Genomic DNA, 25,786 nt, shown 5'->3' on the forward strand with positions numbered 1-25,786 from the left:
GTAATGCATGCCCGCCTGGAAGCCGACGATGCCCGCCCTTTGATTGAAGTCGACGACTTGCTGGTCAAGTTCGATGGCCAGACCATTCTGCGCGATATCGGGCTGAGTATCCCACGTGGGCAAACGCTGGCCTTAATCGGTGAAAGTGGTTGCGGCAAGACGGTCCTTTTGAAGTCGCTGATCGGCTTGGTGAATCCTACCCATGGCGACGTCATTTTCGACGGGCAGAATATCCACCATCTGAACGACAAGCAACTCACCAAGCAGCGAATTCGCTTTGGGTTTGTGTTTCAAAACGCGGCCCTGTTCGACAGCATGACGATCGGGCAGAACGTGGCGTTTCCGCTGAAACAGCACACCAACAAACCATTATCCGAAATCCGCGACATCGTCTTTCAGCATTTGAAAGAAGTCGGTTTGCCGGAGTCGGTCGTATGGAAGAAGCCGGCCGAGCTTTCCGGCGGGATGCGAAAACGGGTTGGGCTGGCGCGGGCCTTGGTGCTCAAGCCGGATGTCGTGCTGTACGACGAACCAACGACCGGGCTCGATCCGATCATGAGCGACGTGATCAATGAACTTATTCTGCGCACACGCAGTAAATACCCTGTGACCAGTATCGTGGTCACGCATGATATGCGAACGGCCCAGAAGGTGGCCGATCGGATGATCATGATGTATCCGGCTGCCCGGCTGAAAGACGCCGAGCCGCAGATCTTATATGACGGACGACCCGAAGAGGTCGAAGATTGCCCGGACGAGCGCGTGACGCAGTTTGTCCGTGGCGAGGCAGGTCAGCGCATCGAAGAACTGGGAGCCTTCATCGGCGATTAGCCCGAAGGAGCGAAGGTCATGGACGACCGAGTACTACAATTCCGAGTTGGTTTCGTCATGTTAGTGGCCGTGCTGCTAACAGGGATTCTCTTTTTCTTGTTGGGTGAACAGCCGCAGTTTCTCTCGAAGAAAGAAACTGTTTACGTTGTGTTCGAGACCGCTCCTGGTGTCACCATCGATACGCCGGTGCGGACCAGCGGTATCTTGATTGGCCGCGTCAGCAACGTGAAATTGCAGGACGACCGATCGGTTCTCGTGACGCTCAAAGTTGAAAAGGAAAACATGCCGCACCAGAACGAAGTGGTGCGGATCGTGTCGGAGTCGCTGCTAGGGGATGCCGCGCTCGAATTTGTCCCCACCGCTCAGACAGGACTTCCCAGCGAACCGTTGCCTGACGGCGCGAAGATCAAGGGGCTTGTCCAAACGAATCCACTGGATGTGCTGGTCAAGCTGGAAGGGTCGATGGTCTCGGCGCTTACGACGATCGAGCAAGCCGGCAATAACGTCGGTCAGTTTGCCGAGAACGCGAACAGGCTGCTCGAACAGAACGGCGACGGTGTAAGCCGCATCATGACGAAAACGGAAGGGGCGCTCGATCGCTTCGACTCGGCATTGGCCGCGGTACAGAACCTGGTCGGCGACCAGCAACTCAACGAGCAGCTGAAAACGGCCTTGCAAGGGTTGCCAGAAACGCTTACCGAATCGCGTAAGCTGATTGACGAACTACGAACGGTCGCCGGTCGTGCGGACCGTAACCTGGAAAATCTGGAAGGCTTCACCGAACCCCTAGGCGAACGCGGCGAACAGTTGGTGGCTAACCTGGAAAACAGCACCGAGAACCTGAACATCCTGGTAGCTCAGTTGGCCCAATTCGGACGCAAGGTGAACGAATCGGATGGTACGCTGGGGCAGTTGATCAATGACCCCCATCTCTACCAGAACCTGAACGATGCGGCTGCCAATATCCGCGAGTTGACGCTGCGTCTGCGCCCCATTGTGGAAGATGCACGGGTGTTTGCCGACAAGATCGCCCGCGACCCAGGCCGTATCGGTGTGAAGGGTTTGCGGGACCGGACTCAGTCCGGCATCAAGTAGGCTGGCGACGGCCTCTCACACGCTTCGCTATGAATCTTGTCCCCTCTCCCGTGCAGGGAGAGGGCTAGAGTGAGGGTTTTCTACGCGAAGCTTCTTCTAACAGCGTTAGTCGAAGTACGAAAAGACTAATCGGCATGCTGGCCGTGGAATCACTCGTTGCTACCGGGATTCCCGCTACCCCTTTCCCCCGAGGACGGTGGAGAGGGGACTTAAGTTGCTAATTGCCAGGTGGCAGAGGCGGTAGTTCGTAGCCGCCTGAGGGGAGGCTGTTCATGCCAGGGGCTGTCAGCGGAACTTGCTCGGCCGGTGGTGGCAGCGTGGCCGGGTCCCAGTAAGGAACGCGTTGGTTGGCCGATGGAGGAACGACCGTCGATGGGACGATCTGCTGTTGAGGCGGAACGATCGGGGTCATGTAGCCTGCCCGGGCATTGGCCCGCAGTTGTTCGGCCCTGGCCCGCAGTTCTTCCGGCGGAACGATCCGCAGCGGAACCATCTCGAAATCGAGCTCTCGTTGGTCTCGAATTTCCCACGGTATGACGTTTTCGCTCACGAAGTCGAGGCCCGGGTATTGGTACCAAGGTGTCCGAAACGTGTGCAGCTTGACGACTGGTTCGTACCCGTCTTTCTCAAGTCGGATCTCGCGTGTGCCGTAATAGGTATAGCTGGTGGCAACCGGCGTAACGCCAATTTCCTGGTTATCGACGTACAGCACGGCACCCGGCGGATTGGTCCGGACGGTGAAGCGGCGGCGCACGCAGCCCGAGCTCATCAAAAGGGTGACCAGCAGTGCCAGCACACTAATGTGATGAAAAACGGTCGATTTTTGTGTGAAAAAATGCCCCATGAGCTATCCTGAAATCTGGGGAGACGTGGGGCGGGAGTATAGCGATCTGCCTGATCCATGGCTAGATAGTTTTCCGAGCCGTGCTGGCACCCCAGAAGAACTTGAGGCTTTCGCGTTGAAAAGAAGCCTTTTCCGGCAATGATGGTGCACCGGCGAGCTTGGTTTTTGCCGTTTTGAGATTAGAACAATTCGTAGCCAGCGAGGCCCGGGCGAGTTGCCCTTGCTAGCGGCGGCGTTTATTATCGAAGGCTTCCGATAAACTTTGTTGATATATCATTGGGGCTCGAACAGGGCCCTTTGTTGAATCAAGGATGCAGGGCACGACGCAGATCGATATCTCGATCTAGTGATGATTGGAATGACCCTGCTGGACGAGGATCGCGTAGGTTTCCCCTGGTATGCCCCAGAATGAAAAGCATGATTGGGCCGGATGTCTCCAAGTCGCTGCAATGAGCGATGTTGGGATGCGACGTTCCAACAATCAAGATCACTTTGGCGTGGCCCTGGCTCAGACGTGGGAAGACTGGCAGGCCCGGGGGCATTTGTTCATCGTCGCCGACGGTATGGGAGCCCACGCGGCCGGGGAACTGGCCAGCGAAATCGCCGTCGAACAGGTTCGGCATCTCTATAAGAAATACATCAGTAAGCGTCCGGCGATGGCGCTGACCTCGGCCATCGAGGAAGCCAACACGATCATCAACCGCCGGGGGGAATCGAACGCCGCGTTCCACAAAATGGGAACGACGTGCAGTTGTCTCTTGCTGCTTCCGCAAGGGGCCGTAATGGGGCATGTCGGCGACAGCCGTATCTATCGGCTGCGGGGCGAAAAGCTCGAACAGATGACGTTCGACCATAGCATGGCCTGGGAGATCAAAGCCGCTACCGCCGGCAAAGACTATTCCTCGGATGTCTACGCGGCAATTCCCAAGAACGTGATTACCCGCTCGCTGGGGCCTTCGGCTGAGGTCGAGGTCGACCTGGAGGGGGCCTTTCCGCTGGAAGTCGGCGACACGTTTATGATGTGCAGCGACGGGGCTTCCGGCCCGGTCACCGACGAAGAGATTGCCCTGATCCTGCATTCGCTCGACCCGAACAAAGCGGCTCAGTTAATGATCGACCTGGCCAACCTGCGTGGTGGACCGGACAACATTACCGTGATCGTCGCCAAGGTCACCGACGAGAAGATGACCAACGATCGGTGTAAGAGTGATCCGCTGATCGAAGAAGAGGACCTCCCTCCACCGCCGGTCGAGCGACAGGTACGTCGTATTCCGCTCACCCTTTGGCTAGGGATTGGTTTGCTATTGGTAGCGGCTGGAATGGCCTATTACCTGGAGCAGATGCCGTACGCGTTGGCCGGCGTGATGGTGGCGTTTGTGGCGACCATTATGGCATTTGTCTATAAGTTTACCGGTGAACTCATTCCGGTGCCGGTGAAGAAGAAGTTTCGCTTCGGCAAAGGGCCGTATTCAGAGGTCCCTTGTCACGCCGATTCCAACACGGCCTTAAACCTCAAGATTCTGTACGACGAACTCTCGGATGCGGCCCAGTCCAATAACTGGACGATCGAATGGGAAAGCGTCCGGCTGATGGGGGATCGGGCCGAAGGGGAAATGAAGAAGGGGCAGTATTACGGGGCAGCCAAGCACTTTCTACTAGCAATTGGCTCGCTCATGTCGCAGATTCGCGGCCAGAAAGGGGCCAAAAACCCCTTGGAAGATGATTCCCGGCTCGATCTGGCCTGATTGTCGTTTTCCCAGATTCTGATAGTTGCTACAGTACTGGCCGATTCTCTTCTTGGCACGGTGCCGAGACCGGATCGAAATGGATTTCGATCGCGATGGGCATATTACAACGATATATCGTCGAAGAGCTATTGAAGGTCTTCCTTCTCGCGCTCGTCTCGTTGACGGCCCTGTTGCTGTTTATCGGGCTCGGTCAGCAAGCGATCAAGGAAGGCCTGGGGTTCATTCCTCTGTTGAAGGCCATTCCTTACCTGCTTCCCAATGCTCTGCGGTTTGCCATTCCCGGAACGATCTTATTCGCCGTCTGCAACGTTTACGGACGCGTCAGTGCTAGCAACGAACTGACCGCGATCAAAGCGGCTGGCATCTCGCCGATCTCGCTGATTGCCCCAGGGCTGATCCTGGCCCTGGTACTTTCGCTGGTTTGTGTCTGGCTGAATGATGTGGCCGTATCGTGGGGGCACATGGGGCTGCGGCACGTGGTAATGCAATCGATCGACGACATCGCCTACAGCGTGCTCCGTACGAAGAAATCATTCTACAGCGATAAGTTCTCGATCCTGGTCAAGGACGTGCAGGGAGATCTCTTGATTCGACCTGAAATCACGATGGCCCAATCCGGTAATCAGGGGCTGGTCACCATTTCGGCGGCAACGGCTCAGCTGAAATCGGATCCCGAGCACAAGCGTGTAATGGTGACGCTGACCGATAGCCGGATCCATTGCACCGGCCCCGAAGGCCAGCTTTTCGAGCACCCCGGCAGTTTCGTGACTTCGATTCCGCTCGAAGATCCTACGGCAGTGGAAGGGATTCGCGATGCCTCGCATCAGCCGATGCGGCGGATTCCCGCATGGCAGGCCAAGATGAAAAACTACCATCACCAGGTATCGCAGGTATTGGCTGCGAAAGGAGCGGCGTGCCTGGTGACGGGACAATCTCCGTCGATCGATGATCCCTCGTGGTTGTATTGGACCAACGAACAGCAGTGGTCGAAGATTCAGATCAGCCGCCTGAAAACGGAACCGCATCGCCGTTGGGCAAATGGGTTCAGTTGTTTGTGCTTCGCGCTGCTCGGCATTCCTCTGGCGATTCGCCAACGCAGCAACGACTTCATCACCAGCTTCTTCGCAGCCTTCTTACCGGTGCTGCTTCTTTATTATCCGCTGATGGCCCTGGGGGTCGATCGCGCCAAAGATGGCCAGTGGCCGGCTGCGATGGTCTGGTTGGGGAACGTGGTGGTGATCGCGGTCGGTGGATGGCTATTGCACCGCACGATGAAGAACTAAGTGCTACTCGGAAGTCGCCGCCGTGCGTCCACAGAAAGGGCACGTAGCAGCGGCGGCCGGATCGAGCGGTTCGTCTTCGTCATCACTGCGGAACGCTTCAGTCTGGCGGAACCCGCAGTCAGGGCACTTGTGCTCCCAAGAGTAGATCTCTAGCTCGTCGTTCTGGAAATGATTCTGTTGGCAGGTTAAAAGTTCGCTGCCGCACTTGGGACAACCGCCGATTGTAATCCGCTCGCGAGACATAAGTTCTTACTTCCCTAGATAAAAAAAGCAGGCTCCCAAAAGAACCTGCTATTTAACTTTCTATCACACTTCGCGAGTCATCGCGCGTTAAAAACCGCGAGCGGCGATGACGTCGTCGAAGTCGCGCAGGTGGTAGCCGACGCCGGCGAAGTCGAGGACGCGGCAGAAGCCACGCAGGGCAACGCCGAACCCATCGGGACCGCTGAAGCCGCCGAACTGGCCGCCACCTTTGACGTGTGGTTCGAGGTCGCAGAAGACGCCTGGGATGCCGCGCTTCTTCAGTTTCTTTTCCAACTTCGGAATCGACAAGGCGAAGTCCCGCATGATGCGTTCGTAGGCACTATCGCCCAGGTCGGACGGCACGAAGTTCTTGAGCGCGTCTTCGTCGATGTGTCCCTTTTCGCCGACCGGCTTGGTGATCTTGTAGTCTTTGACGTGCATCCAGCCCATGCCTGGTTTCATGGCGACGTACTGGTCGTACACTTCGTCAGGCGTGTAGCCCTGGCAGACGAGGTTACCGGCATCGAAGATCAGCATCATCGCTGGGTGATTCACCTTCTTATGAATCTCGGCCAGGATGTCGCCGTTTTGACCGATCAGGTTCGCTTCGACTTCCAGGCCAAAGGTGAGGTCGCTGCGGTGACAGGCCTCGGCAATTTGTCCCAGTTGATCGACGGCCTGGGAGATGTGGTCTTTCGGGTCGGTTCCCTTCGGATGATAGAAAGAGAAGCCACGAATCAACTTGGTCTCGAACGCATGAGCCAGTTCGCAGGCCTTGGCGACGTCCTTCTCCAGGTACTTCTTGAAAGGAACGAAGCGGTTCTTGGTGCCGTCTTCCTGATCCAACAGCTTGACCTTGCCGATCGGCGAGCCGAGGGACGAAACGTTCAGGCCGTACTCACCTTCCATGGTTCGCAGTTTGGCGATCTCGGCCTTGGTCAGGTCCATGACATTCTTGATGCCGTTGCCGACGTCGATGAAGCGAATGCTGTAGTATTCCAGCCCCAAAGCAGCAAACGCACTGAACTGTTGTTCGGCCGTCTTCTGATTGGCTGATTCGTCAGCAAAACCGGTCAATATCACTTGGGACGTGGTCATGTCGTCATTCCAGCTTGTGTCGCGTAACAATTCTCTAATGCATTAAGTTTCATGCACGGGAAGTCGTATTGTGAATGCCAGGACGCGCCATCGCAAGTGCCCTGCGAAAAGAGGGGTTTGCCACAGAGAGCACAGGGATCACGGAGGGAAGAGGTTTTTGACCACGGATTGTACGGCTCTCTCGGTGACCTCTATGGCAAGAAAAGTCTTCGGATGCGACCTTCCGTTCTGATACAACTGATATGCCCACAAGCACCCTTTTCTTGAGTAGGCCTGCCCCATGACGCCGGAATCTTTGATGCAATTGGCGATCGACAAATGCCGCGAAGGCATCGCCCAAGGTCAGACGCCGTTTGGTTGTGCGATTGAGTTGGATGGCCAGGTGATTGCCGTCGCGCATAACACCGTCTGGCAAACGATCGACATAACGGCCCACGCCGAGATCAACGCCTTGCGAGAAGCGTGTCAGCACACGGGGCATCCGCTACTGAAGGGGGCTATTGTGGTTACGACCTGCGAGCCGTGTCCGATGTGCGCGGCGGCGCTGCACTGGGCTCGGGTCGACAAGGTGTACTTCGGCGCAACGATCGCCGATGCCGACGCGGCTGGGTTCAGCGAGTTGGACCTGCCGGCCGAAACGGTGATCGCCGCCGGCGGTGGTTCGACGATCCTGGTGCCTAATTTGTTGCGGGATGAATGCCGGGAATTGTTCGACCTGTGGCTGCAGGACGACATGCGGCGACTTTACTAAGCGCGCGATCACTCGAAGGGCGGAAGGGTGAAACACATGAATTGGTTCAGCCGGTTGTTGTCTCTGTTGGCCGTCAGTCTCGGGTTTGGCTGTGATAGTGGTGACACCGACAAGCCGAAGATGCTGGTGGGAAGTTACTCTGGCGAAGGGGAACTGCCCGATGGAGTGATGCTGCACGAGGGACGTTCGCCCGATGCCCCGGCCCGTGTTGATCGGAACCCAGTCCTTCTGCAGGATGCCGAAGAGATTCGTAAGACCCGCGAGACATACCAGCGCGAGCTCGATCAACGTTACGCCACGGCGATCTCTCAGGTGAAGAAGGGGGACTGGGTATTTCTCGAATACATACGTGCGCTGGAAGCCCAATCGCAGAAAGCCACGGCCGACCTTCAGCAGATCATGAATAGCTCGTCGCTGCCGGCCAAGTCACGGACGAAAGCGGCGGAGATGTTTGCTCGATTGAAAGATCCCTGTGGCGAAGCGTTTCTGCTTGATAGCCTGAATAGCTCGGATGCCGAACTTCGCTTGGCGGCTCTTAATAGCCTGGGGCAATACGAACTTCGTACCGACTTCAACAGCGAGGGGATGAGCGAACTTGTCATCGGGCTATTGGACGATCCCGATTCTCGAGTTGTCGAAGTCGCCTCGCGGCTATGTTGGACCCGCAAGATACCTGGGGCCGAGGGGGCGATGCTGGCGGCACTCGAGTCAGGCAAAGCCGAAAGCCCCGCTAAGCTTGCCGAGAACCTCGCTGAACTGGCAACGAACCGGGAAACGGTCGAGGCGATCTTGCCACACGTGCTGCAAGATTCGCCGGAAAAGTACAACTGGAACGCTGGGTATCCGTTTCGCAATTTGCTTAAGAATCCTGAGGCAGCGATATCCGGACCGATTCGTAAGGCACTTTACGCGTACACACTCAAGTTCCCGCAGCAGCGCTACGATCAATCGCTAGTTCGCGATCTCGCTGCGGCCGCCGGGCCCGATGCGACCGACGTCCTGTCCGACATCCAAAAGAATGCCAAAGATCCGGTTAGTCGAATGTACGCCACCGAAGCCTTGGCACGGCTACAGCCTGAGCAGGGAGTGAATCTCTATCTGGCGTTTGTCGATGATAATAAGTGGTATGGCAACATCTCGGATGACATTGCCAAGTATGCCAAGCCGGGCGATTTCGAGCGAATCTCGCAGCGGCTGCTGGCGATGGATAAGCCGTGGGACGGGTCGGTCGTTTTGCTGTGTTACGACACATTCGATGAAGCAGGAAAGAAGTTTATCGAGCAGAATCAAGATCGACTTGACCCTGTTGCCCAGTCGGTTGCTTACTGGAAATCGCAGGGAATCGATTTGAAAGTGGCGCTCGCCGACTTTCATGCTGCGGGCATTGTGAGTCAGATGCCCGACGAACTTCTGGCCGAGATGGCCAAGCCTGGTCCGAGTGGCGATGGCCCGAAAGAGATCGACTTCAACAATCCCTACGAGTTAATTGGAGCACTGGCCTTTGCTGAGATCGTGGTGATGTTCGATGCCGAATCGGGGCAGATTCCTTGTGACCATGCGCAGTTGCTGTTCGACTTCGCCCGCGCATCTCGCGGGAAGTTCGCCCCAGAGGCCCCGGTTCAGTTCTGGCTCCGTAAAGCAGAGGACGATTACGACGGTCCGTACATTGTCCAGTTCATTTCCGACGGGCGGCTCTTCCGCTGCGGGGCCGAGAACTACGGCGATTGGTACGATGTTCAGGCCGTGATGAACCTGGCCAACTTTACCTTGACTGAGACTGGCCATGCTGAGCGGTTTATCTCGCTGGAAAGTTCCGGGCAGTTTGTCAGCCTGGTGTTTGCCGATCCGGCCAAGTTCTTTCCATTAGCCGAAAAGTATCGTATCCCTCTGGCCGAGGACGCATCTCAGGCCATGCAGAAAGGGATCGAATTCGAACAGCGAGTGCGAGAAAGCTCCCAGTAAATCGATGCTAGTGCAAACGGAGCGTTGAACCGGCATGGCCGGTCAATTACTTTGAGGGATCGATCCTGTGAGCGGCCCCCGTATCTTGCCGCCCTCATCATGCCTGATTTTGATCCTCTTCCAGTGAGTGGAGAACGAAGTGAGAAGCTTGCCAGTTGCCCTGATGGTTGTGTCGATGGTCTGGGGAAGTGCCACCATGGCCGCTGCTGGTCCGTGGCAGGCCAATGGATTCAAGGTCGGGGAAGTCTCGGATACGACTGCGGTTGTCTGGACTCGCCTGACCAAGAACCAGGATCGCATCGATCGCCCCGGTATCGAGCCGCTCATTTATTATCAAAACTCAAAGACCGGCAAGTTGCTGCTTAAACCTGACGACGGGCGGGAAGATTGGATCGTCGAAAACGTTGACAACAGCGTTGCCAACAAAGATACCGTTTACACCCCGGTACCGAAGTATCCCGAAGGGGAGTCGCCCGAGACGGTCGACGGCGCTGTGCCCGGTGCCCCAGGCCAGGTACGTGTTCTTTATCAGGCCAAGGGAAGCAACCAGTGGCAAGAGACCCCGTGGGAGACCGTCGATCAGGAGCAGGATTACACTCACTCGTTCCGCCTGAAAGATCTGAAGCCAGGCACACGCTACCAGGTGATCGTCGAATCGCAACTGGAAGAAGGCCATATCGGAGCGAAGCTCACTGGAGAGTTTGGCACGGCACCGGCGGCTTCCGTTGAGAAACCGATTTCGTTTGTAGTTTCCACCTGCCAGGCCTACATCCATCAAGACGACCGGGAAGGGGGCTTCAAAATCTATCGCGAGATGGAGAAGCTGCATCCCGACTTTTTCGTGCAGTGCGGCGACTTCGTTTACTTCGACCGAATGGCGAAGAACTTGGACCTGGCCCGCTGGCACTTTCATCGCATGTTCAGCCTGCCGTTTCTCCGCCACTTTCATCAGGTGGTGCCGTGTTACTACATGAAAGACGACCACGATACGTGGATGGACGACTGCTATCCACAGATGGAGTCGGTCTTCATGGGAACGTTTACGTTCGAGCAGGGGAAGCAACTGTTCCGGGAGCAATTGCCGATGAGCGAGCAACCCTATCGAACGTTTCGCTGGGGGAAGGACTTGCAGATTTGGCTGGTGGAAGGTCGTGAATTCCGCTCCAACAATAAGGATCCTGACGGCCCCAATAAAACGATCTGGGGAGCTGAGCAGATGGCATGGTTTAAGAAGTCGGTGAGCGAATCGGACGCGACGTTCAAGATCCTGATGTCGCCGACACCGATCGTCGGGCCTGATCGTGATAACAAGTTCGACAACCACTCCAACATCAATTGGAAGCACGAAGGGGACATCGTGCGGAACTTCATCGCCCAGCAGAAGAACATGTTCGTCGTTTGCGGTGATCGCCATTGGCAATTCGCTTCCAAGGACCTGAAGACCGGCATCCGCGAGTTCTCGTGCGGACCTGCTTCCGACGAGCACGCAGGCGGATGGACGAATGATGAGGTTCGCGCTGAGCATCATTACCTGAACGTCACTGGCGGATTTCTGGGAGGTTTCGTCGAAAATCAAGATGGCAAGCCGACGTTGACGTTTCGTTATTACGACGTAGCTGGGAAGCCGTTGTATCAGGAAACGTTTACGGCGAAGTGATCACGGAATGCCCAGCGGCGCATTTGTGGGTAACTTTTCTCGTGACTTCCTCCTTATCTTTCCGATGAAAAGAAAGAGAAATGGGGACCGACGAGGAAGGGATGCGACGGATGTATTGTTCGAACTGTGGCGTCAAAGCAGGCGGCAACTTCTGTTTTCAATGCGGGTATCGACTTCAGCATGAAGGTGTAGTCGCTTTCGAAGATCTCGTGCCCGCGGTTCTTTCCTGGGAAGACGACGCTGACTACGAGCGTATTGCCAAGCACCCTGAGGTGCGTACTGTCATTGCCAGCCATGCAGCGCAAGCACGTCCTGGACTCTCGGCGGAAGCATTGATGGAGATCGCCGACAAGGTGGTTCCCATCGGTATCTCTTATTCGGCCGTGGCCGCCGTTGCCCAGCCGATGTGGGCTTCGCTGGGTGTACGAACAGGCAAACAAAGATCGGCGGTGATGACCGTGCCAATCGGTCGAGCAATAGCCCGCGTGCTGTGTAGTCTGGCCAAGAATCAACAGGCGGTACAAAGGGTTGAGCAAGAGGCCGATGGATGCACCATTCAGGCCGAGTTGCCCTCGAGCATCTGGGCCATGAAGGGTGTCTTGACTGTGAAGCTGATGCGGCAAGACAACGGCTGTGTTATCACGGTTGCTACCGATATCCCCGGCCAGGCGTTCGACTGGGGAATGAGCCAGCGCTGTCTGGACACGCTGCTGCTAGAGGTTCAAGAAGATCTCGGCTTGCCGCCGGCGGAGCCACGAAGTCAGGCTGCGTGATAAAACAGGGGCGGCCTGACTCCTCTTGGCGTGAACCTTAGATCACCGTTAATTCATCCGGTGGCGTTTCGCTGTAGTGCTCGACCGTGATCGTCGAACTAATGCCGCCGCGTGGGGTGAACTCGGCCCGAACTTGCATCCAGCGTGGCTGTAGGCACTCGACCAGGTCGTTGAGAATGACGTTGGTCACGTTTTCGTAGAAGATCCCCTGGTTGCGGTAGGCCTGCATGTACATTTTCAGGCTCTTCAGTTCGACGCACAGAGCTTCAGGAATGTACGTGATGTGGATCGTACCGAAGTCAGGCTGGCCGGTCTTAGGGCAGACCGAAGTGAACTCAGGCACGCTGATTTCGATCTCGTAATCTCGGTTGGGGTGCTGGTTCTCGAAGGTTTCGAGAAGTCCGCGATTCTCTTCTGACACGGTCCGATTCTCCTCTTGGTTGGGTAAACTGCTATTTTGGAGGCAAACCGCCGGCCTGACTAGACCCGGCTTTTGGCGGATATTTGCCCAAATTCCCCTGCGGTCTGCCGAACTTGCCCCACACGAGGTCCGTCCTTGCGGGTATTCTGAAGGATTCCCTCGACCATGCCGCCAGGATGTGTGAAGAGCGGAATGCCGGAACGTAACAACCAGGGAGCGGTTTCTCGCACTAAAAGCGACGAACCATCCGAACAGCGGTGCTGCCAGCGTGCGAATAGCGGAAATATATCGATCGATTCAAGGCGAAGGCCTACTGACCGGCGAGCCCAGTACGTTTGTCCGGGCCAGCGGCTGCAATCTGCGCTGCTGGTTCTGCGACACGCCGCACGCCTCTTGGAACCCCGAGGGGGAAGATCTTTCGGTTGCCGAGATCTTGGGGCGGATCGAGCTTCTGGAAGTCGACAAGGTCGTGCTCACCGGTGGCGAGCCGATGCTGTTTGCCGAGATGATTCCGCTGTGCGAAGGAATCCGACGATCGGGGCGGCATATTACGATCGAAACGGCCGGGACGCTGCATCTGCCGCTACCGTGCGATCTGATGTCGATCAGCCCGAAACTATCCAACTCAGCTCCTGATAGCCAGGAGTTTCCGCGTTGGCACAAACGACATGAACAGACGCGAGATCAGCCGGAGGTCATTCAGCGGCTGATCGACCAGTTTGATTACCAGTTCAAGTTTGTGATCGATAAGCGGGAAGACTGCGACGAGGTACTGACCTACTTGGGGCGATTCCCCGGCATTCTCCGAGACCGCGTCTATGTCATGCCGCAAGGGACCGAACAGGCTCAACTGAACGCGATCACCCAGTGGCTCAAGCCGTGGTCGGAAGAGCACGGCTTGCAACTGTGTTACCGCAAGCAAATCGAGTGGTTTGGATTTGCTCGCGGGACTTAGGCTTCGTCTTCGTCGCTGTGATCGGCTGCATGCGCCAGACCGTGCGGGTTGATGATTTCATCATTGAAACGCTTTTCCATGCGTTCGCGGCGATGGTTCTTCACGTGCTGGTAGATCACTGCCGACTGCAGCCACCAGAAGACGGTGACCACATAGGCCAGGCACGCCCCAGCGAAGGAGATGCTGAGGAAGCTTGCCGAGTAGTAATGCAGGAAGAAGCCGGTGGCCAGGGCCAGCATCGAGACGAACAGTTTCGATTTGCACAACGCTTCCCAGCGGTTGATCGTTGCCGAATCGATCGCCGCTTTGGCCGTCTCGTTGGCCAGTTCACGCAATTTGCGAATATCGGACGTCTGTTCCGGCGCATACCGAGATGGGACGAATTCTTCCCGCGTAATCGGTCGGACAGGCTCTGGCTCTTTCTTCGGTTCCGGCTTGGCGACGGCTACTTCCTTAGCCGCTTGCTTTTGCGGGGCGGGTTCCGGTTCACCGGACTTCGCTCGCATACGAGCCAAGAGGCTTTGCATATAGTCATCGATCGAGACGTCGTCGTCGCTGCTGGCGGACGGCTTGGATGGTTCGTCCGAAGTGTTAGAAGCGCATTCGTACGATGATGAATCGACTTCCGGCTCCTGAGATTCCTCTTCCTCTGGGAATTTGAAGTCGGGGAAGCTGCTCAGGCCGGTAACCGGGTTCACCACTGGCGTTTCGTCGGAGTATTCGGTGTCTTCGTACGAGGAATCGTCAGGCATCGATGGCGTTTCGCGGAGAATGCCCATCGACCGCAGGTGATCCATGGCCGACGCTTCTTCATCGGTTGGTTCCGGTTCCTTTTCACGTCCATGCAGATCAGCCAGACGTCTCTCATCCTCCAGTTGGCGACGGATGTCCAGGCACTGTTGCCGGGCTGTATCCAACTGGTTCTTCCAGTTCTCTTCGATTTCTTTTTGCTGGTTGATCGTCTGGTGCAGTTCGAGGTTTTGCTGTCGCAGTTCTTCCAGTTGAAGCTTCAGGTCGTCACCGCGGAACGTGGCGTCTTCCAGCTCTTCGCGCACTTGCTTCAGCTGCGACTCGTGGAGAGCAATCTCTTCGTCGGTTATGCCGCCAGGTTGAACGTTCTGGGCGTCGGTCAGTTGTTGTTTCAATTCGGCGATCGTATGACCCAGTTCTTCGGCGTGCTGCTGCCGCTGTTCCAGTTCCTGCTGGGTCCAGGCCAGTTCGCTTTCGGCATCTTTGAGCGAATCCCGACTCTCGTGCAGTTCTCGCGAGGCATCGTCATAAGCCAGCCGCAACTTGGTCAGTCGCGATGCTCCCTCTTCTTCTTGGTCGTTCGCCAGGTCATCCTGCTGTAAGAGCTGATCACGCATGTCGCGTAAGTGCGTAAGAATCGACTTGACGCGGGACTTGCCGAGCTTGCGGGTCGAGATCCAACGCTCGCGAAGACGTTCTTCACGCGATTGAAGTTCGCTGGCCTGTTCCTTCAGGTGGGCGATCAATCCTTCCGACTCTTGCAGATCGGCTTCAAGTCGACGGTGTCGTGCTCGCTGCGCTTCGGTAGCATCCGCGTTGGTTGTCAGCTCACGACGAATTTCGTTGACCTGGTTCTGTTTGATCTCGAGTTGTTCGTGCAGTTCGGACTGGATCTTGTTGTTGCTATGGATCAAATCGCGAACATGACCGATCAGAAGACGCGCACGTTGGTTGTGCCGTTTGCGCCGCTCGATACGCACTTCCGACGATTCGACCGGTGAACTCTGGGAGGCATCGTTGGCGTCAGCTTCGCGGGCCAGCAGCGAGTCGACCAGTTGCTGCGTTTCGTCGAGCTTGGTTTGCAGGACGCTGAACGAATCCTTGTGCTCGCGGACCACATTGAGCAGATTACGAATCCGGCGGTTGGTGCGTTTGCGTAGTTTTTTTTGCGAGGGAGCTTGAGTCGGAACCGATTGGGTGACGCCAGCCGATTCCGGCTGATCGTCGGCGAGGACTTCAAAGCTTAGGCTTCCCAGGCTCAGCCGATCGCCGATGCGCAGCCATGCCTCGCTGATCGTGTCGCCGTTGACGCGTGTGTCGCGGGTCCATGATTTCACGATCATGCCGCCGGCACCGCGATAGATAACGCAGTGCTTCGGCTGGACATCGGCCGCGATCAGACGCAGTTGGCAATCCGCGGACGATCCGATCAGGCATTTGGGCGCATGAACACGAATGATCTGGCCATCGCGTTCGGTACCTTCAATCTTTAATACCAGCGGCGAGGTCGACTTTCCGAGAAGTCGTGATTCGCGTTTCGATCGGGTGGCGACGTTGTTCTGGACCATGATATTGCTTGAAAAAGGGGAGATCCGCTGGCGGATCTGGGACTAACGCAGGCGATCGTTGTGCTGTCGCTGCCTGCCTGGGTGCGCCTATTTCGCTAAGGCATATAGGTCACGCAGACGGTATGGTCAAAGCAGTCCCCCAAGAGATTGGAGGGGTCAAAAAGAGACCAGTCGGTGAATTTTGATAGGTTTCGACCAACAAAATGACGATGATCGGATTGAATCGACCGATCACTTTCGAACGATCTGGTCCCGGTTTTCGCAAGAGGAAAGTGTCTCAAATGTGAAATCGGATCGACTTATCCGGGGTTCCTAAGCCATGCCTGGAACGCCTGGTAGTGTCGTAAAGCATTTTGCATAAAGCAATTACGGCAAAATGTACGAATTTGAAAGAGAACGAGAAACAAGCGAAAATTTTCTCGGTTACTGTCCCAGAGGCGTACTATAGTTGCGTGACGATAAATCACTGACAGATTTGCCCGCCAGATAGGGGGATCGAAAACCGCGAATAGAATCGCGAAAAAGCGACCCATTCAAATACTAGGCAGGGGCGAAACGAATCGCTAAAAATACGACTTTCCTGCTCCTAAGGTGACACCATGGCACGGTCAAGAGACGAATTTATCAGCAAGATGAAGGAGATTCTCCTTCGCCGTCGCGATGCCCTGCGTAAGGCTCTCGCCGGGGACTTGAGTCTGTTGAAAGAACTCGAACAGACTTCGGGCGACGTCGTCGACTTCGCACTCGATTCGGTACAAGACGAACTCAGTTCGCAGCTGGCCGAAGTCGAAAGCCGCGAGTTGGCGAGTATCGACACCGCTCTCGAACAAATCAAAGCCGGCAAGTATGGGGAATGCGAAGGCTGTAGCGCCACCATTCCAATCGCTCGCTTGCAGGCTCTTCCTTACGCTACGTTGTGCATCAAGTGCCAACGCGAATTGGAAGAACTCGGCCCCGATGGAGTCAGTTGGGCTCAAACCGACGACACCCAAGCCGTTAACTAACGCACGGCCGTTACAATCGGAAAACTTTCGGCGGGATGAGTCCAAAACTCATCCCGTTTTTCTTTTCCCAGTCCCGCTGCTAGCACGATCTAAGTTGTGAGGCGTGATACATGAAGAGTTACGCCCCAACGACTTCCCCCGGTTTGGTAGCGATGCTATGCGATCTTTCCTTGCTCTCTTGCTCGTGCTTCTGGTCACTGGCCTTTGCGTCGGACAGGATCTTCAATTCGTATCCGCCAATCGCGCGGCACAGCGGGAAGAGATTCTGGCGGAAGCAGACTTTCTGCAGCGTGAACTCAACCACCTGAAGCGGGTTGTCCGATACGTGCGTCCTTCGATCGTGCATATTGAAACAACAATGGCCGGCAACGGGTTCTCGAAGTCGAGCGAAGTCGACGAGGCTGGGGCAGGGATCATCTTCAAGCACGAGAAGAGCTTCTTCGTGCTGACCAATCGCCACGTGATTAACCAGGCTCCCCTTGAGCGAATTCGGATCTACCTGGAAGATGGTCGCCAGATACGTGCCAAGCGGGTACTGACCGATCGTGATACCGATGTCGCCGTGGTGGAAGTCGATTCCGATCGCTTGATTCCGGCCGAAGTGGGGGACAGTTCCCAGGTGGAAGTTGGCGAGAAGGTTTTCGCCGTTGGAAGTCCATTTGGCCTCAGCCAAACGGTCACTTACGGCATCATCAGCGCCGTGGGACGACGGAATCTGCAGCTCGGTCGACAGGGTTTGAAGCTACAGAATTTCTTCCAGACTGATGCCGCCATCAACCCCGGTAATAGCGGTGGACCACTGATTAATCTTCGCGGGGAAGTGATCGGGCTGAACACGGCCATCGCCAGCAACTCCGGCGGGAACGATGGAATTGGTTTCGCGATTCCGATTCATGCGGCTTTGGGCGTCGCGGAACAATTGATCGAAAAAGGTCAGGTGGCTCGGGCGTTCTTTGGTGTTCGTATGGACGCCGACTTCGACGCGACTGGCGCGAAAGAGATTGGTCTGTTCCGTGCTCGCGGAGCCAAGGTTAGTGGCGTTACGCCGGGCTCGCCAGCGGAAGCCGCGATGATTCAAGTTGGCGACGTGATTACCAAGTTCTACGGCCAGGAAGTGGAAGATGACTTGCAACTGATCAATATTGTCAGCCTGTGCCCGCTGGACGAAGACATCCGCTTCGAGATTTATCGCGACGGCAAGTTCGTCGAAAAGACCGTCCGCCTGGCTGCACGGAATCGGTTTGAGAACTAGCGTTTAGCCAGGCAAATCGGCTAGATAATCGATACTCTTGGCGATCACGCAGTAATCTTGCCCCCAAGACGAATGAATCCAATAGATCGATTCTTCGTCATCTGGCACCTGGCCATGTGGGGGCTGATCAATGATGCCGAGGGTAATTGACTCGACAGTAAGATGCGGCACGATCGTCAGATAAGAGACGTCCACAAAACGAAGCGTTCCGATTTCCGGTCCAATCTCTTTCGTCACGCGGATCGTTAGGTCGCCAGTGACTGCGTCCCATGCAATGACATCAAGATCGGCGTCGGCAAGATATCTTCTTAAATCGGCAGGTATCTCGCTCATCGCGAATTATTCAGCCGTTTCTTTGACGGCTTGAATGAGCCCTCGAATGATACAGTCTTTCACGCCAGCGGCGTCGACGCTGGTCATCACTTCCATATTGGGCGTCCAGGTCTTTACCGTTCGCTGATCGAAGATCGTCGCGCCGAGCGTCAGGTCGCCTTGCGTTTCCACGTCGCCGGCCATGGGAACCGACTCGAACAATTCTGGCTGCAGCAGGGCAACCAATGCGACGGCGTCGTTCAGGCAGATGCCTTCCTGGGCCAGGTGGCGTCGATGCGAGCGGAACGAGAACGGCAGGATCTGATTCAGCAGATTCGTGACCCGCGATTCCTGCTTGGGAATGTGATCCAACAGGTCGATGGCGAAGGTGACCTGGCTGGTAATATCGAGCGGGACCAACGTTTTGGTCGTCTTCGAGTGCAGCACGCGGCGGGCACTTTCCGCATCGAAGTGGCAGTTGAACTCGGCACAGGGGGTTACGTTGCCGATGCCATGGACCGAACCTCCCATGATGATGATTTGTCCGACCTGCGAGGCAAATGTGGGATCACGCTGTAGGCAGTTCGCCACGTTCGTCATCGGCCCGAGGCAAAGGATGGTGACCTCTTCGGGGTAAGCTCGGACTTCGTCGCTAATCAGTTTTTCGGCCGAATGTGTTTGATGCAGCTTGGCGACGTTCAAGTGGATTTCGGCCAGCCCATCACTTCCGTGCAAAAAGGTTGAATCGACCGGCGGGGCGAGTCGTGGACCCGGCCCCATAGCGATGCGGGGACGTCGTGGCGGGTCCAAGCACTCGACAAGAGCTTGCAGGTTGGTGTAGGCCTGATCGGCGTTGACGTTGCCGGCGGTAGAGGTGACCGCAATGACATCCAGACGCGGATCAAAGAGGGCGATCATGAGCGCGACGGCGTCATCGATGCCGGGATCACAGTCGATAATGACCTTCCTGGACATAATGGACGGAACCTCCTGCCTTCATGGTGCGTGTACTTGAAGATGCCGACTTTGGGGGTGGCGTGACCATCGTTTGCAGGGCACGCAGCGTCCAATTCCGGTTCAACGCATGCCGAACAGGTTAGTCCTTCAGACGGGCCACCCGGGTCGACATCGCCATGTTATAACAGTTTTTGCCTTTCGACGGCAGAGATAATCGTGGCTAGGACATAGGCACCGTGGGGACTAAAATGACGGATTTCGCATACGCACCAGGCCCAAACCCGGGGAGTTGATCGGTTGTCGCATTCAGAAGTAATCGCCAAGGTACGGTCCGGGACAGATCTCTCACTCGATGAAATGGCTGGGGCCATCGGTCAAATGATGGAAGGCGCCTGGAGTGATGACGACATCGGCTCTTTTCTGTTGGCCTTAAATGATAAGGGACCGTGCGTCGACGAAATTGCCGGTGCCGCGACCGCGATGCGCAGCCACATGGTCACCATTCAATCTCCCAGCGAGGACTTTATTGATACCTGTGGCACGGGGGGAGACCGAAGCGGAACCTTCAATATCAGCACGGCCACGGCGCTGGTGATTGCCGCGGCCGGGGTCACGGTTGCCAAGCATGGCAATCGCGGCGTTACGAGCAAGTCTGGCAGTGCGGACGTTCTTTCCCGTCTGGGGGTCAACATCGAGGCCGACGTGCCGACGATCGAAAAGTGTTTAAACGAAGTCGGCATCTGCTTCTGTTTTGCACCCCTGATGCATGGTTCGATGAAGCACGTAGCTGCTGTGCGAAAACAATTAGGCGTGCCGACGATCTTCAATCTATTAGGACCGCTATGCAATCCGGCCAATGCTCCCTATCAGCTGCTAGGGGTGGGGCGTCCGGAATATCGCGAACTGCTGGCCAGCGCACTACAGAAACTGGGGACGACCAAAGCGGTGTTTGTGACCGGGCGCGATGGCATGGACGAAGTCACCATCAGCGACGCGACCGACGTCACGATCGCGACACCGGCCGGCTTGGTGCCGATTGTGTGGCAGCCGGAAGAATTCGGTATCCAGCGACAAGGCAAAGAAGAGATGCTGGTCGAAGGGCCTGAGGAAAGTGCGGCCATGATTCGACGCGTGCTTTCCGGCGAGAAGGGGGGATCACGCGACATTGTGGTGATCAACGCCGCGGCTGCTCTTTGGACGATTGGCAAGAATGACTCGCTCAGCGAATGTGCACGACTCGCGGAAATTGCTATCGATAGTGGTGCGGCAGAGAAGACGCTCGCCAAGTTGGCGGAGGTCAGCCGCGGGTGAAGTCTGTCGGAAAACCCCTGGTCGTTTTGATTCTGGCGGTCTGCGCGGCCCATGCCATGGTGCATGTGCTGGAAGGCTCGCTGCCGTGTGTCGAGCAGTCGATTGCCGCCCAGTTTGATGTTGGCTCGTCGACGACCGGCTGGCTACAAACGGTGTGGCGATTTCCTTGGGGTGTCGGCGCGCTGGTGGCTGGCTGGCTGGTCGACCGCTACGGGGCCAAACGGATGCTCGCCCTTTACTTGCTTGGTGGCGGCGTGACGTGCTTCACGGCGATCCTGCTGCCGGGATTGCCGCTTCTGTTTGCCTCGATGTTTTTGATGGGGGTGATGGCCAGCATTTATCATCCAGCGGGGCTGGCGCTTCTTTCGCACGAAACGACACCGGAGACGCTACCCAAGACGCTCGGATGGCACGGAGTGTTTGGTTCGCTGGGGATCGGTGGTGTGCCGTTGATCGCGGCCGGCGTGCTTTCCATGACCCACTCGTGGCATGCTTTTTATGCTGTTCTGGGCGTGATGTCGATTTCGGTCGGAATGGTATTTGTGTACCTCACGCTGCAGTCGCCGGAACGTGTTTTCTCGAAGGTCGATCAGGCAGCCGTCGACGATCGTGGCAACTGGGCGAGCTTTGGGGTGCTGCTGGTCATGTCCAGCACGATTGGCTTGTCGTACCACGGCGTAATGAGCTTTTTACCTCGCTACTTGTCCGACGCGAAGGTACTTGGGTTCCAGACCGAGGGAGAGATTGGCGGGAATATTCTGGCGGCTAGCTCGCTCATCTTGGGATGTATTGGTCAGTATATGGCCGGCCAGATGGCACGCCCCAAACGGCTTGAGTTTCAATTGATGCTGATCTGTGCCAGTACGGTTCCGTTTCTGATTGGGATGAGCTTCGCCCCGCCACAGTGGAAATGGTACTGCGTGGCCGCGTGGGGAATGATCTTTTTCATGCACCAACCGGTGTTCAACAGCTTGATCGCCAAATACACGCCCCGATCGCGGAGAAGCCTTTGCTATGGGGTCTCATTTGCCGTAGGAAATGGCATTGGAGCGATAGCGGCAGGCCTGGTGGGAGAGAACGCTCATTTGCAGTCCGCGTACCTGGGACTTGCCGGGTGCGCTTCGCTAGCGTCATTGAGCGGGTTGATTTTATGGATTCGCGCGACCAAGAACCCTCCGATCGGGCCAGAAAACTCGTGAGAACAAAGTTTATGCTTTGCTTTCCTGGGCTGGGCAAGGATAATCGGAGGACTGAAGAGGGCTGGCTCCATTGACCTCCCTAGTGGTCCTTATCTAACCTTCTAGGGGTTCCAACTTTTTCATTCGTAGTCATTTGGCGATTTCTAGAAAGCCGACTCCATGGCGATCAAATACCACTATTTAAAAGTTCGCGACGTGAAAGACGTCGTCGTTGCCGAATTCATCCAGTCTTCGATTTTGGACGAAACAGCGATCGATCGCGTTGGGAAGGAGTTCGAGCAACTGATTTTGGAGGCCGCGACGGCCAAGAAGCTGCTGCTGAACTTTCGTGCCATCGAATACATGTCGTCGGCTATGATCGGCAAGCTGATTCTGCTGAATAAAAATTGCAAAAATGCGAAGATCAAGTTCAAAGTTTGCAATGTAACCGGCAATATTCTGGAAGTGTTCCAGATTATGAAGATTGGCAAAGTGATCGATATCCAAAAGGATGAAAAGTCCGCCATCGAGGCCTTCAGTGGGCCATCGATTGGCAAGTGGTTCGGCCTTAGCTAACCGCACAATCTTTCTATTGATCGAGTCTGTTTGCCTTGTCCCGGTTGGCTACCGGCAAGGCTCGCGGGGGTGTCCGTCTTTTCGCTCTTCGAAAGTCCGGTGCTTGTGCTAGCATTGCTGGACTGCCAGTTCGCTCTTAGCGCCGCTTAATCGTTTGCGTAAGATTCTGCGAACTTGGACACCATCCGTTTATCGCAACATCGAGTTGTCTGTGCGCCAAGCGTACTGCGCAGCTATCAGGGCACATGCCTAAGCATACTGAAACGTCAGAAGAAAAATCGCTTCTCGCGAAGCCCCTGGCCTGGGGAACGCGCCTGGTTGTGCGCTTTCCGATTGTCGTACTGTTGGTGGCATTCCTGGTGGCGGGACTATGTGTCTTCTACGCGACCAATCATCTCGGGTTCAAAACGAGCCGCTTGGATTTGATCAACCAGCAAAGCGGGTTCAATCAGCTGTGGCTCGAATACCTCGATCAGTTTGGTGCCGATGACGACGTGGTGGTCATCATTGAAGGGCCGGGGCGTGAGGAAATCGTGCCGGCACTGGAAGACCTGTACACCCAGCTGATGGCTCAAGATCAGTCCTTCTATGCGGTCCTGCATGAACGTGGCCTCAGCAAGGTGCGTGAAAAGGGGCTGCACTTTCTACCAGAGTCCGATCTGACAAAGATCGATCAACAACTACAGCGGCTGCGGCCCGTGATGCAAGGGCAATGGGATTCAATGGGGGTTGGTCAACTGGCCTACAATTTGAATCAGCAACTGCTGTTTGCTCAGCGTCAACCTAACTCGCCCCAAGCTCAGATGATGGCCGAGCAGAGCCGTGAGCAGCTTGACCGTCTGGCGAGCAATCTTCTGGCCGCGATGGGGCAAGGGGAATCGCAGGGGTCAGTGCTCGTTCCGCCGAACGATTCGTTAAATGCTTTGAGCCAGATCGACTCGGACTATTTTTTGGCCAACGAAGGACAGCTCGGGCTGATCCTGTTGCGTCTGGTGAAGGACAAAACGGAACTCGCACAAGGCAAAGAAGCCATCGCCCAGCTGCGGAATATCCTCGACCGTTTCCAGGTGAAGTATCCCGGTCTGAAGTTCGGACTGACGGGGCTTCCGGTCATGGAAAACGACGAGATGGAACGCAGCCAGGTCGATATGACCAAGGCCAGTATCATCAGTCTGGTGGGGGTCGCGTTTTTGTTCATGGCGTCGTTTGGCGGCTTGCGACATCCGCTTTTGGCGGTTGTGGCGCTGTTGGTGGGTATCGCGATGTCGGTTGGCTTCGCGACGGCATTTGTCGGTCACCTGAACATCTTAAGCGTCTCGTTTGGCGTGATCCTGATCGGCTTGGGGATCGACTTTGGCGTGCATTATGTTGCGCGATACCTCAAGGAAGCTGAAGAAAAGAAAACAGGCGATGCCCTGGTGCAGACTGCTCGTGATATTGGCCCTGGTATCGTCACTGGTGGTTTAACGACGGCGGTCGCGTTCTTTACGGCATCGCTCACTGATTTCACCGGCGTGGCCGAACTGGGCATCATTGCCGGTGGTGGTTTGTTGGTCTGTCTGATCGCGTCGATGACGGTCTTGCCGGCGTCGATTCAGCTGGCCGATCGACATCGCAATCGATATCAGCTGCCCAAGCCGCTGCATCTTGATTGGTGGGTGTTGCCACTATTGAAGACCCCCAAGATCACGCTGTTGGTTTCGCTGGTGGCCGTGGGGCTGTTATCGATCGGCGTGCCGAAGCTGCATTACGATCACAATCTGCTGAACCTGCAGCCGAAAGGGCTGGAAAGCGTGCAGTGGGAAGAGAAGCTGATCAGCGATACCGATCGCAGTGTCTGGTTTGCCTTGTCGATTGCCGAAGACCGCGAGACGCTATTGAAGCGGAAAGAGAAATTCGAGGCGCTGCCAACGGTGAATCGCGTCGAAGAAATCGCGTCGCTCATGCCGGATAGCTCGCCTGAGAAGTTGGTCATGATCGAGGATCTTGATCGACGCCTGAAGAAACTGCCAGAGAACGTACCAACGATTTCCATTCCCCAAGCAGCGCATTTGGGGCAAGTCCTGGCAGACTCGCAGCGACTTCTTTCTCCAGACGACCCCGCGGCACAGCATACCTACCGACGACTGGCACAAATCCGCGAGCTTTTGCGAGGGATGCCGGAGCCAAAGTACAATGCGATTATCTCTCAGTTCCAGCAGCGAAACGCTGGCGAACTATTGCAGTGGCTGCACTCGTTGGCCGTAATTTCAAACCCGGAACCACCCACCATCAGTGATCTGCCGGAAGCGCTCGTCTCGCGATTTGTCGGGAAGAATAATCAGTTACTGCTGCGTATCTATCCCAATGCCAGCATCTGGGATATGGACGCGCTGGAAGGGTTTGTGAAGCAAGTGACTTCGGTCGACTCGAAGGTGACCGGGCAGCCCCTGCAAACCTTCTATGCTTCGCGGCAAATGCAACGGAGCTACATCCACGCTGCCGTTTACTCGCTGATCGCCGTGATGATCATCTTGCTGATTGATTTCCGCAGTATGACCAATACCCTGCTGGCGCTCACGCCGGTTGGGCTGGGCATGCTGATGCTTTTTGGCGTACAGGGATTTGCTGATATCCCCCTGAACCCTGCCAATATGATCGTTCTGCCGCTGATCCTGGGGATCGGCATCGACGACGGTGTTCACGTGGTACACGACTATCGGCGGCAAAGCCGGGGGTACTTTCTGGGGGCTTCGACGGCGACCGGCGTGATTATCACTTCGCTAACCACCATGATCGGTTTCGGAGCGCTGATGCTGGCCGATCACCGTGGTTTGGCCAGCCTGGGACGTGTTCTGACTATTGGTGTGGCCTGTTGCCTCTTCACGTCGCTGGTCGTCCTTCCGTGTTTGTTGACGATTCTTTCCGGCTTCCGCCGAGAGGTGCCCGATCTCGACTCAACTGCTTCGGCAGCACGTGAGCGGCCTCGTGGACGGAAGCTGGCAAGCATTCCCGACGAGCCTAAATCGCACCCCATGAAGGAACCGGCACGCGAGGATACTGAATCGCGTGATGCGTTTGATGAACCGAGGATAAATCGCTAAGTGCTGCTTTGATAGGTGCTTGCGACGATGGTTGACGGTTTTTGAGAACTCTCTGCGGACCCCCATTAGGGCTTTCGGTCCGTCCTCAAATTGCTATACTAAATAGATTCTGAACCAGAATTTGGCGCAGACTC

General features: G+C 56.0%; 22 protein-coding genes. 15 read left to right on the top strand and 7 right to left on the bottom strand.

Translation table 11 applies throughout. From position 1 onward, the window contains the following. The first annotated feature begins 3 nt into the window (after window positions 1-3). The gene (locus tag C5Y96_RS03855; RefSeq protein ID WP_105350211.1) at window positions 4-831 is read left to right on the top strand and encodes an ABC transporter ATP-binding protein; all 828 of its coding nucleotides are present in this window, start codon (window positions 4-6) and stop codon (window positions 829-831) included. Window positions 832-849: 18 nt separating this feature from the next. Further along, window positions 850-1,926 (top strand): MlaD family protein, encoded by a 1,077-nt coding sequence (locus C5Y96_RS03860; protein ID WP_105350212.1) that lies wholly within the window; start codon window positions 850-852, stop codon window positions 1,924-1,926. A gap of 217 nt (window positions 1,927-2,143) precedes the next feature. Here C5Y96_RS03860 and C5Y96_RS03865 read toward each other — a convergent pair whose 3' ends face one another. Beyond that, window positions 2,144-2,770, bottom strand: a complete 627-nt coding sequence (locus C5Y96_RS03865) for a PEGA domain-containing protein (RefSeq protein WP_105350213.1) — start codon at window positions 2,768-2,770, stop codon at window positions 2,144-2,146. A gap of 464 nt (window positions 2,771-3,234) precedes the next feature. On the opposite strand from C5Y96_RS03865, the gene C5Y96_RS03870 reads away from it, so the two are divergent. Together C5Y96_RS03870 and C5Y96_RS03875 are read left to right on the top strand one after the other, a co-directional pair. Continuing rightward, a complete protein-coding gene (locus tag C5Y96_RS03870) occupies window positions 3,235-4,515 on the top strand; it encodes a PP2C family protein-serine/threonine phosphatase (protein WP_158261082.1) in 1,281 nt (426 codons plus the stop codon). Between the two features lie 95 nt (window positions 4,516-4,610). After that, window positions 4,611-5,801, top strand: a complete 1,191-nt coding sequence (locus tag C5Y96_RS03875) for an LptF/LptG family permease (protein ID WP_105350215.1) — start codon at window positions 4,611-4,613, stop codon at window positions 5,799-5,801. Between the two features lie 3 nt (window positions 5,802-5,804). Here C5Y96_RS03875 and C5Y96_RS03880 read toward each other — a convergent pair whose 3' ends face one another. Together C5Y96_RS03880 and C5Y96_RS03885 are read right to left on the bottom strand one after the other, a co-directional pair. Continuing rightward, window positions 5,805-6,044, bottom strand: coding sequence for a hypothetical protein (locus tag C5Y96_RS03880; RefSeq protein WP_105350216.1), 240 nt, complete (start codon window positions 6,042-6,044; stop codon window positions 5,805-5,807). A gap of 87 nt (window positions 6,045-6,131) precedes the next feature. Further along, entirely contained in the window at window positions 6,132-7,142 is a 1,011-nt protein-coding gene (locus tag C5Y96_RS03885) for a sugar phosphate isomerase/epimerase family protein (protein WP_105350217.1), read from the bottom strand. Between the two features lie 280 nt (window positions 7,143-7,422). Here C5Y96_RS03885 and C5Y96_RS03890 point away from each other — a divergent pair, with 280 nt between their 5' ends. From C5Y96_RS03890 to C5Y96_RS03905, 4 genes are all read left to right on the top strand, one after another. Then, window positions 7,423-7,893 carry a nucleoside deaminase gene (locus C5Y96_RS03890; protein ID WP_105350218.1) on the top strand — a complete coding sequence of 157 codons (471 nt, stop codon included), beginning with the start codon at window positions 7,423-7,425 and terminating at the stop codon, window positions 7,891-7,893. A 36-nt stretch (window positions 7,894-7,929) separates the two neighbouring features. Then, entirely contained in the window at window positions 7,930-9,855 is a 1,926-nt protein-coding gene (locus C5Y96_RS03895) for a HEAT repeat domain-containing protein (protein ID WP_105350219.1), read from the top strand. Window positions 9,856-9,994: 139 nt separating this feature from the next. Next, window positions 9,995-11,512, top strand: a complete 1,518-nt coding sequence (locus C5Y96_RS03900; RefSeq protein WP_233198764.1) for an alkaline phosphatase D family protein — start codon at window positions 9,995-9,997, stop codon at window positions 11,510-11,512. A gap of 110 nt (window positions 11,513-11,622) precedes the next feature. Next, on the top strand, window positions 11,623-12,285 hold the full coding sequence (locus C5Y96_RS03905; RefSeq protein WP_146115504.1) for a hypothetical protein: 663 nt from the start codon (window positions 11,623-11,625) through the stop codon (window positions 12,283-12,285). Window positions 12,286-12,322: 37 nt separating this feature from the next. Here C5Y96_RS03905 and queF read toward each other — a convergent pair whose 3' ends face one another. Then, window positions 12,323-12,706, bottom strand: coding sequence for a preQ(1) synthase (gene queF / locus C5Y96_RS03910; RefSeq protein WP_214609071.1), 384 nt, complete (start codon window positions 12,704-12,706; stop codon window positions 12,323-12,325). 268 nt (window positions 12,707-12,974) lie between these two features. On the opposite strand from queF, the gene C5Y96_RS03915 reads away from it, so the two are divergent. Beyond that, window positions 12,975-13,661: a 7-carboxy-7-deazaguanine synthase QueE gene (locus tag C5Y96_RS03915; protein ID WP_105350222.1), complete on the top strand. Its 687-nt coding sequence runs from the start codon at window positions 12,975-12,977 to the stop codon at window positions 13,659-13,661. Here the strand turns inward: C5Y96_RS03915 and C5Y96_RS03920 are convergent. Further along, complete coding sequence (locus C5Y96_RS03920) at window positions 13,658-15,979, bottom strand: FHA domain-containing protein (protein WP_105350223.1); 2,322 nt, start codon at window positions 15,977-15,979, stop codon at window positions 13,658-13,660. The genes C5Y96_RS03915 and C5Y96_RS03920 overlap by 4 nt on opposite strands. Before the next feature lie 599 nt (window positions 15,980-16,578). Between C5Y96_RS03920 and C5Y96_RS03925 the strand changes: the two genes are divergently transcribed. Both C5Y96_RS03925 and C5Y96_RS03930 read left to right on the top strand, forming a co-directional pair. Then, the gene (locus C5Y96_RS03925; protein WP_105350224.1) at window positions 16,579-16,983 is read left to right on the top strand and encodes a TraR/DksA family transcriptional regulator; all 405 of its coding nucleotides are present in this window, start codon (window positions 16,579-16,581) and stop codon (window positions 16,981-16,983) included. A gap of 157 nt (window positions 16,984-17,140) precedes the next feature. Further along, window positions 17,141-18,235, top strand: coding sequence for a S1C family serine protease (locus tag C5Y96_RS03930; protein ID WP_105350225.1), 1,095 nt, complete (start codon window positions 17,141-17,143; stop codon window positions 18,233-18,235). Between the two features lie 3 nt (window positions 18,236-18,238). Here C5Y96_RS03930 and C5Y96_RS03935 read toward each other — a convergent pair whose 3' ends face one another. Both C5Y96_RS03935 and C5Y96_RS03940 read right to left on the bottom strand, forming a co-directional pair. Continuing rightward, entirely contained in the window at window positions 18,239-18,568 is a 330-nt protein-coding gene (locus tag C5Y96_RS03935; RefSeq protein WP_105350226.1) for a hypothetical protein, read from the bottom strand. Window positions 18,569-18,574: 6 nt separating this feature from the next. Beyond that, a complete protein-coding gene (locus tag C5Y96_RS03940) occupies window positions 18,575-19,522 on the bottom strand; it encodes a nucleoside hydrolase (protein WP_105350227.1) in 948 nt (315 codons plus the stop codon). Between the two features lie 279 nt (window positions 19,523-19,801). Between C5Y96_RS03940 and trpD the strand changes: the two genes are divergently transcribed. The 4 genes from trpD (at window position 19,802) to C5Y96_RS03960 (ending at window position 25,652) form a co-directional block, all read left to right on the top strand. Then, entirely contained in the window at window positions 19,802-20,815 is a 1,014-nt protein-coding gene (trpD, locus tag C5Y96_RS03945) for an anthranilate phosphoribosyltransferase (RefSeq protein ID WP_233198767.1), read from the top strand. Then, on the top strand, window positions 20,812-22,014 hold the full coding sequence (locus C5Y96_RS03950) for an MFS transporter (RefSeq protein WP_105350228.1): 1,203 nt from the start codon (window positions 20,812-20,814) through the stop codon (window positions 22,012-22,014). The genes trpD and C5Y96_RS03950 overlap by 4 nt, the downstream gene beginning before the upstream one ends. Window positions 22,015-22,173: 159 nt before the next feature. Then, complete coding sequence (locus tag C5Y96_RS03955) at window positions 22,174-22,569, top strand: STAS domain-containing protein (RefSeq protein ID WP_105350229.1); 396 nt, start codon at window positions 22,174-22,176, stop codon at window positions 22,567-22,569. Between the two features lie 245 nt (window positions 22,570-22,814). After that, window positions 22,815-25,652: an MMPL family transporter gene (locus C5Y96_RS03960; protein WP_105350230.1), complete on the top strand. Its 2,838-nt coding sequence runs from the start codon at window positions 22,815-22,817 to the stop codon at window positions 25,650-25,652. Window positions 25,653-25,786: the final 134 nt, after the last annotated feature.

Origin of the sequence: Blastopirellula marina (genome assembly GCF_002967715.1) — a bacterium.
GTDB lineage: Bacteria > Planctomycetota > Planctomycetia > Pirellulales > Pirellulaceae > Bremerella > Bremerella marina_B.